Origin of the sequence: Okeania sp. SIO2C9 (assembly GCF_010672455.1) — a bacterium.
Classification (GTDB): domain Bacteria; phylum Cyanobacteriota; class Cyanobacteriia; order Cyanobacteriales; family Microcoleaceae; genus Okeania.
This window is the reverse complement of record NZ_JAAHGO010000077.1, coordinates 26,360-42,170: the sequence shown is the minus strand read 5'-3', so window position 1 is coordinate 42,170 and position 15,811 is coordinate 26,360. Positions and strand designations below refer to the sequence as shown.

General features: G+C 33.9%; 12 protein-coding genes and 1 pseudogene. 11 read left to right on the top strand and 2 right to left on the bottom strand.

The window, feature by feature from the left end; translation table 11 throughout:
• From F6K23_RS33245 to F6K23_RS33235, 3 genes and pseudogenes are all read left to right on the top strand, one after another.
• A pseudogene (locus F6K23_RS33245) lies at positions 1–195 on the top strand (hypothetical protein); the annotation flags it as partial.
• Positions 196–315: 120 nt separating this feature from the next.
• Complete coding sequence (locus tag F6K23_RS33240) at positions 316–576, top strand: hypothetical protein (protein ID WP_293164247.1); 261 nt, start codon at positions 316–318, stop codon at positions 574–576.
• Positions 577–1,187: 611 nt separating this feature from the next.
• A complete protein-coding gene (locus F6K23_RS33235; RefSeq protein WP_293164245.1) occupies positions 1,188–1,418 on the top strand; it encodes a hypothetical protein in 231 nt (76 codons plus the stop codon).
• 10 nt (positions 1,419–1,428) lie between these two features.
• On the opposite strand, the gene phnF is transcribed toward F6K23_RS33235, so the two are convergent.
• Positions 1,429–2,184 carry a phosphonate metabolism transcriptional regulator PhnF gene (gene phnF, locus F6K23_RS33230; protein WP_293164244.1) on the bottom strand — a complete coding sequence of 252 codons (756 nt, stop codon included), beginning with the start codon at positions 2,182–2,184 and terminating at the stop codon, positions 1,429–1,431.
• 421 nt (positions 2,185–2,605) lie between these two features.
• Between phnF and phnG the strand changes: the two genes are divergently transcribed.
• From phnG to phnL, 6 genes are all read left to right on the top strand, one after another.
• Positions 2,606–3,049, top strand: coding sequence for a phosphonate C-P lyase system protein PhnG (gene phnG, locus F6K23_RS33225; RefSeq protein ID WP_293164241.1), 444 nt, complete (start codon positions 2,606–2,608; stop codon positions 3,047–3,049).
• Positions 3,050–3,547: 498 nt separating this feature from the next.
• A complete protein-coding gene (phnH, locus tag F6K23_RS33220; protein ID WP_293164238.1) occupies positions 3,548–4,141 on the top strand; it encodes a phosphonate C-P lyase system protein PhnH in 594 nt (197 codons plus the stop codon).
• A gap of 771 nt (positions 4,142–4,912) precedes the next feature.
• Positions 4,913–5,983 (top strand): carbon-phosphorus lyase complex subunit PhnI, encoded by a 1,071-nt coding sequence (locus F6K23_RS33215; RefSeq protein ID WP_293164235.1) that lies wholly within the window; start codon positions 4,913–4,915, stop codon positions 5,981–5,983.
• 714 nt (positions 5,984–6,697) lie between these two features.
• Positions 6,698–7,648 carry an alpha-D-ribose 1-methylphosphonate 5-phosphate C-P-lyase PhnJ gene (locus tag F6K23_RS33210; RefSeq protein ID WP_293164233.1) on the top strand — a complete coding sequence of 317 codons (951 nt, stop codon included), beginning with the start codon at positions 6,698–6,700 and terminating at the stop codon, positions 7,646–7,648.
• Positions 7,649–8,050: 402 nt separating this feature from the next.
• The gene (gene phnK, locus F6K23_RS33205; protein ID WP_293164231.1) at positions 8,051–8,821 is read left to right on the top strand and encodes a phosphonate C-P lyase system protein PhnK; all 771 of its coding nucleotides are present in this window, start codon (positions 8,051–8,053) and stop codon (positions 8,819–8,821) included.
• A 1,689-nt stretch (positions 8,822–10,510) separates the two neighbouring features.
• Positions 10,511–11,248, top strand: coding sequence for a phosphonate C-P lyase system protein PhnL (gene phnL, locus F6K23_RS33200; RefSeq protein WP_293164229.1), 738 nt, complete (start codon positions 10,511–10,513; stop codon positions 11,246–11,248).
• Between the two features lie 1,471 nt (positions 11,249–12,719).
• Here the strand turns inward: phnL and F6K23_RS33195 are convergent.
• Positions 12,720–13,013 carry a Dabb family protein gene (locus tag F6K23_RS33195; RefSeq protein ID WP_293164226.1) on the bottom strand — a complete coding sequence of 98 codons (294 nt, stop codon included), beginning with the start codon at positions 13,011–13,013 and terminating at the stop codon, positions 12,720–12,722.
• Positions 13,014–13,124: 111 nt separating this feature from the next.
• On the opposite strand from F6K23_RS33195, the gene phnM reads away from it, so the two are divergent.
• Entirely contained in the window at positions 13,125–14,261 is a 1,137-nt protein-coding gene (gene phnM / locus F6K23_RS33190; protein WP_293164223.1) for a phosphonate metabolism protein PhnM, read from the top strand.
• Positions 14,262–14,902: 641 nt separating this feature from the next.
• Positions 14,903–15,460, top strand: coding sequence for a phosphonate degradation HD-domain oxygenase (locus tag F6K23_RS33185; protein ID WP_293164221.1), 558 nt, complete (start codon positions 14,903–14,905; stop codon positions 15,458–15,460).
• The last annotated feature ends 351 nt before the right edge of the window (positions 15,461–15,811 follow it).

Here is a 15,811-nt window from a genome sequence, read left to right as displayed (position 1 = left end):
GGGGGAGAGGGGGAGGTGGGGGGATGGGGAGATGGGGAGAGGGGGAGATGGGGAGTGTGGGGAGATGGGGAGATGGGGAGATGGGGAGTGTGGGGAGATGGAGAGATGGGGAGATGGGGAGTGTGGGGAGTGTGGGGAGATGGAAGATTTTTTTATGCCGAATTAAGAGGATTTGATATCAACAATAGAGAATAGAAATTACAGCACTTTTGAGGATAGTTAGGTATACTTGTAGGACTATTCTTATATTTCCTGTTCTCTGTTCCCTGTTCCCTGTTCCCTTTTCCCTTTTAGGATATTTATCAGGAAAAAACTATGGCAATTGATGATGATTTTTTGTATCCTCGCAGTCGATATCAAGGTAATTTTACCCCAGAAAATTTGGTATTTAATTCAAATCTGCAAGAATTTGCTCAACGAGTAAGTATAATTTGCGGTTTAGAAACTGGTGGAAAAATTTCTCCTGAAGAAGCTTACGAGCAAATCAAAGAACTTTGGAAACAGTTGAGAAATTCTAAGGAAAATTTAGGAATAGGTACAGACCCTGAAAATAATTCAGACCAGAAAAATATTTAATCGGGTAATCATATCAAATTTACTTGAATATTGATAATTCATAGAGGAGTCGTATAAAATTTTCCTAAAATATGATTTTGTACAGCTCTTCTTTCTTCATGATTAAAAACCAGATTTTTAAGGAAGAAGGAAGAGGGAAGAAGGCTTTGTAGAGGCGCATTGACAACGCCTTTAAGAGTTCGATTTTGGACTGCTTAAGAATCCCCGTCTCGCGATTAGCGGGGAGTTTCAATTATATCTACTAAATCCAAGAGTAAAAGTACTTTCAACAATTAATAATTAATAATTAATTATTAATAATTAATAATTAATTATTACCTCTCCTTGAAAACGGATAGGATTGACTAATCATGAAAAATTTTTCTCTCTTGGTCGATTGGATATGGCGAGGAGACCTCGCCATCCCTCGACCGCTTGTTTCTCCACAGCGAGTGAGAGGCTTTAAACCTTAATTATTCGGTAAAGAAGTATATTTATTTGACAAAAAGTTAATAACTATTAACTAAAATTAAAGATTTTAAACATTGGCAAATCAAAATTGATATAATATGCTTTATATTAAGAGAAAAAATAAATTTAAAATTTTTGAAATAAACTAAGGAAAAGCTGAAATGAAAAAGGGTGAATTTCTATATCCACAAAGTCGCTATTATGGGCAAGCAACTCCAGCAAATATCAATTTCAATGCGAAATTACAAGAATTTTCTCATAAAATAAGTTATATCAGTGCTTTACAAACATCAGGAAAAATTTCAATCAGCTCTGCTTATCTACAGATTCAGGAACTATGGGAACAGCTGGAAAAAATCAAGAAAGATTCAGGTTTTTCTCAAGAATCTTAAATATTCAAGCTCATTCATTTTCAAAGACCAACTCCATCCGATCACCTCTAAATCTAGTCACCCCATATTCAATAATATTGCCATCCTGATTGACATTGATTGACTCTGCTAACAAAATAGGATGATTCAGAGGAACTTCCAACAGAGAAGCATCTTCATGTCTGACTATACGAGCATAAACATGAGTTGTACGACGAATATGATCGCTATTATATTTTTCCCTTAACAACTGAGAAATTGAACCTTTCTCTCGCAAAAATTCAATTGCTTCCTCCTCTACAATTCCTGGAAAACGATCTAAAGGAAAATGACTACTAGCAATATTAATAGGTTGATCGTCTGCAAATACTAAACGTTCAATTAAAGCTACAGGAGTACCTACTTCTACTTCTAATCCTTGAGCAATAGAAGCATCAGCAGGTATTTCAACCACTTGCAGTAATCTAAAACTAGGCTTTTGGCCTTGGGCAATGAGAGTTTGATTATAGCGTACCCTTTTACCTATCAAATACTTAATGGGTGTACCAACGACAAAAGTCCCACGACCTCGATCGACTCTCACTAACCCTTCAGTCTTGAGAATGGCGATCGCCCGACGCAATGTATGACGGTTAACAGAAAAATATTCGCTCAGTTGAGCTTCAGTTGGTAACTTATCTCCTACTTTATAAATTCCTTGATGAATATTTTGGCGTAATTCTTCAGCAATTCGAGTATAAACTGGTAATACTTCACGGCTCATGGCATCTTGAATATATTTAGACATATTTATGTTTAATATTTTTCTAGTTTAGATAAATATTGTGGAGCAGCCAACAATTATCAAGGGCAATAGGCACAGGAGTATGAGTTAAAACTCAAAACTCAAAAGTCAAAAGTTAATTTTTATAGACTCGAAACTTTGATGCCACAGTAATTTCAGGTATTGGCTTTGAAACTATTTGTGACATCTTTAAAGTTAATTGGTATTAGTCATAGAGGTTTAACCCCCCACCCCCTAAATTGCCAGACATTTGAGAAATGGGCGTTTACTCGATTGTTGAATACTAATATTTTGGCCATAATGACCATCGCAATCTAGCTGTTAGTTTTTTTGAATAAAAAGTATATATCTATTATATTATTGTATATATTAGAATTTGTATAGACAAATATTGCTCTGGTTAATTGGACTAGAAAACCAATCTATGGACATTCAAACAGAAATGCGACAGGGATGGATAAAAACCTTAGCTAAATCTAATTTGAAGCAATTAGAGACAAAAGTTGCAGAGATAGGCAAATTACCTGCATACAACTTTATAAGGCCACCAGAAATAGGTCTGACAATGGTACGAGGCCGCGCTGGTGGAACGGGACAAATATTTAATCTAGGGGAAATAACTATTACTCGTTGTGCAGTCAAGATAGAGGATGTTATGGGTTTTGGTTATGTGCCAGGGCGATCGCATCGTCATGCTGAACTTGCTGCTCTGTGCGATGGTTTAATGCAACTGCCTGAATGGCATGATGTTGTAAAGTCTGTTGTTCTTGAATTTATTGAAGCAGAAGTTAATCAAGAAAAGGAAATTCAACAACTACAAACAGAAGCTACGAAAGTTAATTTTTTTACTATTGCAAGAGGAGATTAATCAATTTTTGTATGAGGTGTATTATTATAGCAATTCCCATACTTATGAGGTACAAAATTTTAGGTTTGAGGGAACACCGGATCTGGGAACAGGGAACAGGGAATAAAAAGACAAAAAGATAACTGTACCTCACGACCTTGGGAAACGCTATAGTAGTATTTGTAATAATAAATAGACATCTCCATAAAATAAACTTGCCCTTTATTTACTAAAAACTAGAGTTGTAAAAGTTACTCACAAAATCATTTTCCGTATTTTTTTTATTTTCCCAGTTCCGGTGTTCCTTGTTTCCTACTTTGACAAAAAGTCTATATCTTTTTCAGCAGATGTTTAATTACAGCACTTTTTAGGATAATGAGGTACAGTTTTAAGATTAATCTTTTTTTCCCTAGTCCCTAGTCCCTACTCCCTACTCCCTAAAGTCCTAAAATTTTGTACCTCCAAGACTCCAAAACTGTTGTAATTGTCACAGGTACTTGTAGCTTAAAACTTTTTTTTATGATTACTAAACTACCAGGATTGCCTGATATTGTACATGATTCTCAAAGAACGTTTCTCAATCTACTAAATGCTTTATCTTATCCAGGAAAGCAGCAACAAATAGATGCGAATTTGACACCACCATCTGACTTGAATATAGCTTGTGCTGCTGCCTGTTTAACAATGTTAGATTTGGAGACAAAAGTATGGTTAAGTTCAGATTTTCATCAAGATGTAAAAGCTTGGTTATTGTTTCACACAGGTTGTCATTTTACCGACAATTATCAAATTGCTGACTTTGCTGTAATTAAGAATATTGAAACTATTCCCAACCTATCAAATTTTCATCATGGAACAGCAGAAGAACCAGAAAATTCAACTACTTTATTTGTGCAAGGATCGAATTTAGAATCGGGGGATAAAGTCATATTGAAAGGACCGGGAATTTTAGAAGAAATAGCAATTTCAATCCCGAAATTACCGGATTTTTTCTGGCTAGAATGGGAAACTAATTGTAATAATTATCCTCTGGGAATAGATATATTTTTCTTTGCTCAAAATACAGTCATTGGTTTACCAAGAACAACTAAAAGTAGATTAGTAAAAACCTAAGTATTTTCTGGGTAATGCTGCTTCATTAATTGATAATTTATAATGGATAATTGATAATTACCTCTGGTTAAAACCGTTACGGAATTGAATATAAGGAAATATTATTTCTTCTCTTTGTCCATTGGATATGGCGAGGAGACCTCGCCATCCCATCCTAACGGACTGCTCCGCAAACGACCGCTTTTTTTTCCTTAAAAGGTGAGGCTTCAAGGCGCGAATTATTTAATGATTAATGATTAATTATTAATTATTCGGTAAACAGCTATTAAGAGTTAGCTCTGATATAGCAATTCCCAAAAAGCGTGAGGTACAAAATTCTAGGCAACAGGCAACAGGCAACAGTAAAGTAAAGATAAGAGTGTATCTCACACTTACTGAGAAACGCTATATCTTTAACGAATTAAGCAAGCATTCGCTTAACTTATACTACATTTTCAACTAGAAAATTGAAGCACAATAACGACGAGCTTTAATTGTAAATCAAAGGTAATGAAACTAATAGCTGAAGTCCTGAATGCTGATTGCTTAATTCTTATAAAAAAACGGCAAAATCAAAGAAAAAAATTGGTTAAACTTAAGCTACTAACTGTCAAAATCAGCGCAACAATACTCTCTCCTTAAAGACAGTATTTAAATTAAAATAGACTTTAATGGCAAGGGAGCCAACTGTTGTAGTAAGACAATTAATAAAGCTTTTATCCTAAACTAAAAGCAATAGCTGATAGCTGATAGCTGATAGCTGATAGCTGACAAAAATTGAGGTAAAAAAACATGGCTTATGTAGCAGTAAAAGGTGGAGAAGAAGCAATCAAAAATGCCGAAGCACTATTGCAAGCTTTACGACGGGGAGACCCCAATATTTCTGAACTCAGTTTAGAGCAAATTAAACAACAACTTACCCTGGCAGTAGATAGAGTAATGTGCGAAGGCGCCCTTTACGATGCAGACTTAGCTGCTTTAGCAATTAAACAATCATGGGGCGATTTAGTTGAAGCAATATTTTTATTAAGAGCATATCGAACTACTTTACCAAGACTTTATTATAGTCAACCATTGGATACTAGCAAAATGAAGATTCGACGGCGAATTTCTGCAATATTTAAAGATATTCCCGGAGGTCAATATTTAGGACCAACTTTTGATTATATTCATCGACTATTAGACTTTAAATTAGCTGCGGAAGGAAATAATTATACTGCACCTCAAAGCCAAAATTTAAACTTAGATGAAAATTTTCCCAGGGTAATGAATATTTTAGAAAAAGAAGGGTTAGTTTATGAGGAAAAAGTAGAAGATGACAAACAACCTTATGACTTAACAAGAAAACCTCTAAAATTACCTGCTGAAAGAGACGCGAGATTACAAAATTTAGCTCGTGCAGATGAGGGTTTTTTACTTAGTTTAGGGTATTCAACTCAGAGGGGTTATGGTCGTACCCATCCCTTCGCGGGAGAAATAAAAATGGGAGAAGTAGAAGTTTTTATTTGTCCAGAAGAATTGGGTTTTGAAATAGCGATCGCTGAGATTACTATTACTGAAGCTGAAAATGTAAATATGTTTACAGGTAGTAAGGAAGCAGCACCACAACTTACCCGTGGTTATGGTTTAACTTTTGGCTATAACGAGCGTAAAGCAATGTCAATGGCGTTAGTGGACCGTGCCATGCAAGCTAAAGAATTGGGGGAGGAAATACAAGGACCTGCTCAAGACCCGGAGTTTGTTTTGTATCACTCAGATAATGTTCAAGCTCAAGGGTTTGTACAACATTCAAAATTACCTCATTATATTGATTTTCAAGCAGAAATAAATTTAATTAGAAAGCTGCGGAAGGAACACATTTAATAATTAATAATTAATAATTAATAATTAATAATTAATTGCTTAGGCAAAATTAATTACCTAATTTGACTCCCTGGTATTAATTAGTTGATAATTTAAGTGTCGTCTAAGTTAAGAATTCTTTTTTCACTCTTGGTATTAGGTGGTAGGTGGTCAACAATGAATAATGAATAATGAATAATGAATAATTAATTATTAATTATTAGGCGTTGCATATTTGTGGGATGAATTGTAGTCTTGGAGAAAAAAGAAGTTAGAAGTATTAAAGATCAAATGTACCTGTTCCAAAAAGATTCATCCCTTGATTCAGCAACGCCAATTATTAACAATTAATTGCTTAGGCAAAATTAATTACCTAATTTTATTTCCTAGTCTTAAAATTTGGGTTATAAATATAGCCAACAACATAAAGGAATACCAGGCACGGGAGCAAGATGCTCCCACTTTTCTCGTAACAAAAATAATGACAATGTACGACCATTACAATACACTACCACCTGATATTTAAGTTATTTATTCTGACTCCTGACTCCTGACTCCTGACTCCTAGTAACAGTTTGATAAATGTTTGCTACGAATTTCTATTCCCTATTACCGAAAAATTAATAATTAATAATATTTCCTGATATTCAATTCCGTAACGGTTAAAACCCGAGGTAATTATCCATTATCCATTATCCATTAATGAACTATTCCCTATTAATGTAAATTCTGCATATGTTAAATAACCAAAATCTAGAAAGCACAAATAGCAAAGTAAATAACTCACCAGAAAAAGGTTTTAACTTTGCCTATTTAGACGAACAAACAAAACGTTCTATTCGCCGTGCTTTACTTAAAGCAGTCGCTATTCCTGGTCATCAAATACCTTTCGGTTCCAGAGAAATGCCAATGTCTTATGGATGGGGTACGGGTGGCATTCAAGTTACAGCTTCAATCATTGGAAAAAAAGACATTTTTAAAGTAATTGACCAAGGAGCGGATGATACAACAAATGCAGTGAATATTCGTCGTTTTTTTGTGAAAGTTTGTGGAATAGAAACAACAGAAAAAACTACAGAAGCAACAATTATTCAAACCCGCCATCGGATTCCAGAAACTCCACTTCAGGAAGGTCAAATTATTGTTTATCAAGTGCCTATCCCGGAACCATTGAGATGGTTAGAACCCTCTGAAAAAGAAACTAGAAAAATGCACGCTTTAAAAGATTATGGAGCAATGTATGTAAAATTGTATGAAGATATTACGAGATTAGGAGATTTTGCTACGACCCATGATTATCCAGTAATGGTAAATGACCGTTATATAATGAGTCCGACTCCTATCCCACGATTTGATAATCCTAAAATGAATTATTTACCTGCTTTGCAACTTTTTGGTGCGGGAAGAGAAAAGCGAATTTATGCAATACCTCCTTATACTCAGGTGAAAAGTTTAGATTTTGAAGACTATCCTTTTACTGTAGAAAGATGGGAGAAAGCTTGTGAATTTTGCGGTTCTACAGAAAGTTTTTTGGATGAAATTTTGATAGACGATCTAGGAAATAAAATGTGGGTCTGTTCTGATACAGATTATTGTCATCAACAGCAAATAAAACTTGAAGAAGGAAGAAGGAAAAAGGAAGAAGGAAGAAGGAAAAAGGAAAAAGTGAATGGGGATAGTCTTTGACGCGCCACTTGAAGAAGGAAGAAGAAAGAAGCAAGAAGGAAGGAGGAAAAAGTGGATGGGGATAGTCTTTGACAGGCCACTTCGTTTCTGATAACACCAACCAATTGTAAGCACCGTGTAGACGGCGGGGTATTATATCAATTTGAAAAAAGAATGTTACGAATAATAGGGGCAATTAAAATATTTTATCAGAGATGTCTCTTGGACGAAAAAGATAAATTCAAACCTAAAAACTGGTATTAAAGCCATTCATTCTGACTCATGACTCCTGACTCCTGAGAACTGACTCCTAAAAAATATCCTAGCTATTTGTAGCAAAAATTTATCAAATTGGTATTAAACCCAAAAGTCCAGATAAAAAAGAAGTATAAAAGCCAAATTAAAACTAAATCATGGTGAATTATGGAACCATTATTAAATGTTGAAAAATTGAGTAAGTTTTATAGGAATATAAAAGCTTGTGACTGTGTTTCTTTTAATCTCTATCCTGCCCAAGTTTTAGGAATAGTAGGAGAATCAGGTTCAGGTAAATCTACTTTATTAAATGCTATTGGAGGATATATACCAATTGAAGAGGGAAATATAACTTATACTACTTCTAACGGAGAAGTATTAACACTGCCAAAACTATCAGAAACCCATCGTTGTTTATTAAGGCGAAATGAATGGGGGTTTGTTCAACAAAATCCTCGCGATGGTTTGCGAATGAACGTAACTGCCGGAGCAAATATTGGCGAACGTTTAATGAATATAGGAGTAAAAAATTATGGAAAAATTCGGGAAGAAGCAGCTTATTGGTTAAGCCAAGTAGAAATAGATATTAATAGAATAGATGACTTACCAAAAATGTTTTCTGGAGGGATGCAACAACGTTTACAACTAGCTCGTGTTTTAGTCACAAAACCGAGGTTGATATTAATGGATGAACCTACTGGAGGTTTAGATGTTTCGGTACAAGCTCGTTTATTAGATTTAATTCGTTCTCTGGTGCGAACTCTCAATTTAAGTGTAATTTTAGTTACCCATGATTTAGGGGTAATTAGACTACTTGCTCACCGTTTATTAGTAATGAAAAATGGGCAAATTGTTGAGTCTGGTTTGACTGACCAAGTATTAGATGACCCTCAACATTCTTATACTCAAAAATTAGTTAGTTCAACATTAATTCCATGAGTTATATCATGTCCGGTAGTATCATTATTGTCAGCGTGAAGGTCATTTCAGTTATCAGTTATCAGTTATCAGTTATCAGTGAACCTCCGACTGAAGTCGGAGGCTTGAAATACTGAACTAAATATTTTTTTCATCCCCTTAAAAGGGGAGGCACATACCCTCATTTTTTGGTAAGGAAGAAGTAAGAAGTAAGAAGGAAGAGGGAAGAGGCAGGAAGGAAGAGGGAAGAGGCAGGAAGGTTTCTGATGTGCACCTTTTCTTTAGCCTATTCCTGACTTCTGCCAAAATTTGACTTTTACCTATTACTATATATGTTAAATTTTTTGAGTTTACCCAACTTATGAGAAACAAATTTTTCAGCAAAGGCAAGGAAGAGGGAAAAGGGAAAAGGCAGAAAGGTTTAAGAGCAAGAAAAAAACTTTAATTTCCTGTATATATTCACGCTTTAGTTTACACAAACCCGCGCCAACGGACATAATCTTAAGGCAGAAAGAGCGAAGAAAAAAAATTATGACTTTTGTCAAAATTACATCTTTTTTTGTCCTGGTTTGTCTGATGTGCACCTTTTCTTTTGCCTATTCCTGACTTCTACCAAAATTTGACTTTTACCTATTGCTATATTTGTTAAATTTTTTGAGTTTACCCAACTTATGAGAAACAAATTTTTCAGCATTAGTATCTTACCTGACTTAGAGATGAAAAATTCTTGATGACTACTCAAAGCACAAGTAAAGGAATGAGGAAAAAATTCTCATCCCTTTACTTGTTTCAGCAATATGAAAATTAAAAACAACTATACAGTAGTTGAATATTGACTAAGGAATTATCAAATTATCTAGCCTCTTTTGAGTTGACCCAACATGGTGAGAAGCAAATTTTTCAGCATTAGTATCTCACCTGAGTTAGAGATAAGAAATTATTGATGACTACTCAAATCCTAATAACTAATCATCAGCTAGAAAATAGTGTGGTTGAAATTTATTGACTACTCAAAGCACAAGTAAAGGAATGAGGAAAAAATTCTCATCCCTTTGTTTTTTCAGCAATATGAAAATTAAAAACAACTATACAGTAGTTGAATATTGACTAAGGAATTATCAAATTATCTAGCCTCTTTTGAGTTGACCCAACATGGTGAGAAGCAAATTTTTCAGCATTAGTATCTCACCTGAGTTAGAGATAAGAAATTATTGATGACTACTCAAACCCTAATAACTAATCATCAGCTAGAAAATAGTGTGGTTTAAATTTATTGACCACTCAAAGCACAAGTAAAGGAATGAGGAAAAAAATCTCATCCCTTTATTTGTTTCAGCAATATGACAATCAAAAAAACTATAAAGTAGTTGAATTATGATGTTTACTTCTCCTCAACTCCCTCACTCCCCCACTCCCCTACTCAATAAAATGTAGAAAAGTTTTTGAGAAATGGTATCATACCAAATTGATAAATGTTTGCTACAAATAGCTAGGATATTTCTTAGGAGTCAGGAGTCATATGGGAATGGCTTTAATGGCAGTTTTTAGGTCTGAATTTATCTTTTTAGTCCATGAGGTATCTCTGATAAAGTATTTTAATTAGCTCTTATTATTCGTAACATTCTTTTTTCAAATTAGTATTACCCAATCTCAGGGAAACAAATTTTTCAGCATTAGCATTTCACGGTACTCAAATATGAGAAATTATTTATGACTACTCAACTACTAACAGCAAATAATCAGCCAGAAAATACTTTCCCAGAAAACTCTTTATTATTAAAAGCAGAAGCATTAGAAAAGAGCTTTACTTTACACAACCAAGGTGGAGTAAAATTATCGGTATTAAAAAATATTTCTCTCAGTTTAACAGCAGGAGAATGTATTGCTTTATCCGGTAAGTCTGGTTCGGGAAAATCTACATTTATGCGTTGTCTTTACGGTAACTATCGAGTCGATAAAGGTTCGGTTTTAATCAAACATAAATCTACCTGGGTCGATCTTCCTAAATTAGCACCCCATCAAATATTAGAAGTACGAAAAAATACTATTGGTTATGTTAGTCAATTTTTACGAGTAATTCCTCGTGTACCAGCTTTAGAAGTAGCAGCAGAGCCTTTATTAGAATTAGGAATTCAGCCAAAAGTAGCCTATCAAAAAGTGGCAGAATTATTTGAAATATTGAATTTACCAAAACGTCTTTGGCATCTTTCTCCTACTACTTTTTCTGGAGGTGAAAAACAACGAATTAATCTAGCCAGAAGCTTAACAGTTGATTATCCAATTTTATTATTAGATGAACCAACATCAGCTCTAGATTCTGTCAATCGTCAAGTAGTAATTGAACTTTTAGAAAAACGCCTAGTTAATGGCTGTGGTTTAATCGGCATTTTCCATGATGAAGAAGTAAAACGAAGACTTTGTACCAGAGAAATTATGTTTGGAATTTAACTAATATATGTCTCCATAAAAGAGGACGGATGTTGCATGGAACGTCCGTACAAAGTAAGGGGAAATAATTGATTATTTTATTTATGTACGATAATTGATTTTATTTTAATTTTTGAATATGTCTAATGAAACGTAAGCATTCAGCTGTCAGCTATCAGCTATTGCTTTTGAGCTTTATTAAACCCTATATTCAGGTAAGCATTCAGCTATCAGCCATCAGCTATCAGCTTTTTTTATTACCTTTAAAGGAGGAAAAAGTAATTGAGAGATTTCCAATAATTAGTTGAAAATGTATTATGAAATTAAGCCGATGGTTGCTTGATTAATTAAAAAGCTGAGAGCTGACTGCTTATGGCTGTTTGTGCAGCATTCCGCAGGAAATGCTTACATATTAAGGAGTATTATTAAGCCAGAATCCAGTGATAATTAAATCTTACAAAAGCAGGTTATTTTGAGGTTAAAGTCTATATTCATTTAAACACTTCCTTCAGAGGAAAGTTTTATTGCGCTCGAACTAACAGCTAATAGCTGTTTGCGCAGAATTCCGCAGGAAATTATTACAATGAAACTTAAACAATTTTCCAGACCAAATAGTGAATTTAAAACATTTTTCATTGAACAGTATCATTTTTTGACTATTGGGTAGTTTTTCTTAAAAACAACATCTAGAAAAAGAAAAAAATGAGAAGGTTGAAAGTTTTATATTTTATCGCAAAAGAAAGTTAGAGCTTATGGAACATTAGGAACTATAGAATATCAATAATTAACCTTAATTAACCCTCTGCTTTTTGCCATATTTTTACTGAATAATTAAGGTTTAAAGCCTCTCCTTTAAAGGAGAAACAAGCGGTCGTTTGCTTCGCAACGCTGACGCGAAACGCGACAGCGGAACGGAGTTCTCTCTTCGCAGCTTCCCGAAGGGTGGGATGGCGAGGTGTCCTCGCTGTCCGACCATCGACCAAGAGAGAAAAAATTTTCCTTTATTCAATCCTCTTTCTTTTAGGGAGAGTTAATTATCAATTATCCATTATCAATTATCAATTATTGAATTCTCTTCCCCCCCAGGAATTAAGAGAGTTAAACATAAGCATTCAGCCATTAGCAGTCAGTTTTCCTCCTCCGGAGGAACTACGTTAACAGGAATTAGTAGTTTGAGGATTTGAGTAATATTGAGTCGTGAGCAAGTAGCTTATTTATTTTATACTTTTAATTTGGGATTGCACATTATGGAATGATATTGCCAAAAATTAGTTTAGACTTTGACTAAAAAAACTTAATATTAATGATTCTAGCAATTGATTAATCCACAATCCAATTCAATCAAAAATCTCAAATCATTCGTCGCTGTGCAACGCCTTTAATTCTGTTAAATCTTTCAATTTTGATTCCTCCTTCAAGGACAATTAAGTTAATAGCTGATGGCTGATAGCTGATACCTGTTTGCGCAGCATTCCGTAGGAAATGCTTAAAGTTAAACTTCATAATCAATAGTAATTTTATCTGCCAAAATTGGCTTAATCAAAGTCTTGATAATTTCTTGATGATAGGCGTTTTTTGCATAAGCATCAAGATCAGCTTTATCCTTAAATTTCACTACTAAACCATTTTGAAAACCTTGAGAAAGTTCCGAGAAATTATTCCCACAAGATATATCAATTATTTCCGGGACTTTCCCTTTCATTCCTTTCAAAGCAGACATAACCGAGGCAATATTTTCTGCTGAAGTATCTGGATGCCACTTAAATAAAACTATATGTACTATCATATAAATCAATCTTTCAAAACTGCTCCTGTATTTTAACAGAAATAGAGGTTACTATAGAGAAACTCAAAATTCCAATTAGTTAATTTAAGATTAACTTTTGATTAAATAAATATGAACGAACAAATTTACACAAACTATCGCCTACAATTACCAGACCAAGAAACTATTGGTACTCTAATAGTTCGTGATGGAAAAATAGCCGAAATTCAGCCAGGAATAGTTAATATTGGTCAAGATGGTCAAGGAGAATATTTAATGCCTGGATTAATAGAACTTCATACAGATAACCTAGAAAAATGTATGTCTCCTCGCCCTGCTGTAAAATGGCCTTTAGCAGCAGCAGTATCTTACCACGACCGAGACTTAATTACTTCTGGAATTACAACAGTTTGTGACGCGATCGCCATTGGAGATATTAAACCTAATTCTGTCCGAGTTAAGCGTTTTGGTGAAATGATTGAAGCTATTTTTGAGGGGCAAAAAACAGGTAGACTTCTTACAGATCATCGGCTACATTTACGTTGTGAAATTTCCTTTGAAGATATATTTACTGCTGCAGAAAAATATGCAAAGAATCCGTTTCTTTCTCTCATGTCTTTGATGGATCATACTCCTGGTCAAAGACAATTTGTGAGTGTGGAAAAATATAAAGAATATTACATGGGTAAGTATGGAATTAGCGAAGTAGAAATGAATAAATTTATTGCCCATCGTCAGGAAACTCAACAACAATATGCTCCTAAAAATCGTCAAGCATTAGTTGAATTAGCAAAACAAAATGGAATCTCTCTAGCTTCTCACGATGATGCAACAATAAGTCATGTGCAAGAAGCTTTAGAAAATGGAGCAGTTTTAGCAGAATTTCCAACTACTTTAGAAGCAGCAAAAGAAGCTCATAATTCTGGATTACAAGTATTGATGGGAGCGCCGAATTTAGTATTAGGAGGTTCTCATTCTGGAAATGTATCTGCAATGGAATTGGTAGAGCAAAATTTAGTAGATGTAATTTCTTCAGATTATGTACCTCGGAGTTTATTACAATCTATTTTTATTATTAGTCAGAAAATTGGTAAACCTTTATATGAAGCGATGAAATTAATTACAATTAATCCGGCTAAAACTATTAATTTATCTCACGATAGAGGAAGTTTAGAAGTTGGCAAACGTGCCGATATAATTACGGTACATGATGATGGTATAGTCCCCCATTTAACTTCAACGATCGTTAATGGCCGTCGTGTTGCTTAAACTGTTGATTTTACAGAAGGGAGGATTTTTTTAAGTCTTATTTCACGGAAATTTTGCTAAAATTAAATGTCAAATCAATCAGGTATTTTAGGTCGTGTTGCTTAAACTGTTGATTTTACAGAAGGGAGGATTTTTCTTAGTCTTACTTCACGGAAATTTTGCCAAAATTAAATAGTCAAATCAATCAGGTATTTTAGGCTGTAAAAATTTGTGGGCTAATTTCCCTTAACAAAATTTTAAAACTTAGTATGAAGGTTACTCTGGTAAATTTTAACCCTAGTCAAAAAATCTAGTTAATGCTTAAAAAAAGCCATGATTTTACTGAAATATATAACCCTAAAAAACACCATCAAATAATGGTAAAATTTCATTTACTAAAATTATCAAGTCAACAGTAAATCTGTTTTAATTAACCCCTAATAACTAATTATACCAATTCCCCAAAATAATGCTATACTTCATTAAAACTTCAGTTATTAAGTCATAATAATGGTTAAGTAATGTTTGTAAAGATTCCCGGTATTAAACCAAAATATTCTATTTCTTTGAACCCTACTCCCTACTCCCTAACCCTCAAAGATATGTAGCAATACTTTTGATATTTGGTATGATTTTTTATCACTTCTGAATACACAATGAAAATGAAACCCGATATAAAAACAATCATTCAAATTCTTTCCTCAAAAGGTCATATTCAATATAATCAAGAATCTATTAGTCAACTAGAACACGCTCTCCAATGTGCTACTTTAGCAGAAACAGAAAAAGCCAATAATGAACTAATTGTGGCTTGCTTATTTCACGACTTAGGACATCTAATTCACGACTTAGGAGAAGATGCTGCAAACAAAGGTATTAACGACCATCACGAATATCGTAGTATCAAATATTTAAAACATTTATTTGGAGAAGCTGTAACAGAACCAATTCGCCTTCATGTTGAAGCCAAACGTTATCTTTGTGCAACAAAACCTAACTATTTTTCAACTTTATCACCAGCTTCTAAACAAAGTTTAGAATTACAAGGAGGAGTATTTTCTTCTGATGCTGCTGCTCAATTTATTCATCAACCCTATGCAAAAGATGCAGTAAAACTAAGAATTTGGGATGACCAAGCTAAAGTTGTTGGTTTTAAAACTCCAGATTTAAAACACTTTACTCAGATAATTTATCAAACTATAGATAATTTAGCAATATAGTGTTTCTCAAGTTACTGAGGTACAGTTTTTTTCTTCTTTTCTACTCCCTACTCCCTAAAAATTACGAATTTTGTACCTTACACTTCTGGGAAATTTCTATATTGACAATTAATAACTATAGCCCTACGTCTTTTGGTATTTGACAATAAATTTTAGTTGCAAGGGAACAAGGAATAGAGGAATGTCCGCGCCCTATTTGCGTAGGGCTATAATAAATTTTTCTGTTAATTTAAAAGAGGAAATTTACCCTTGATATAACTCAATAACTAAATTTATTAACAGGCATTCAACAATTAATAATGAATAATGAATAATGAATAATTACATCTCCTTGAAAAGAAGAGGATTGAC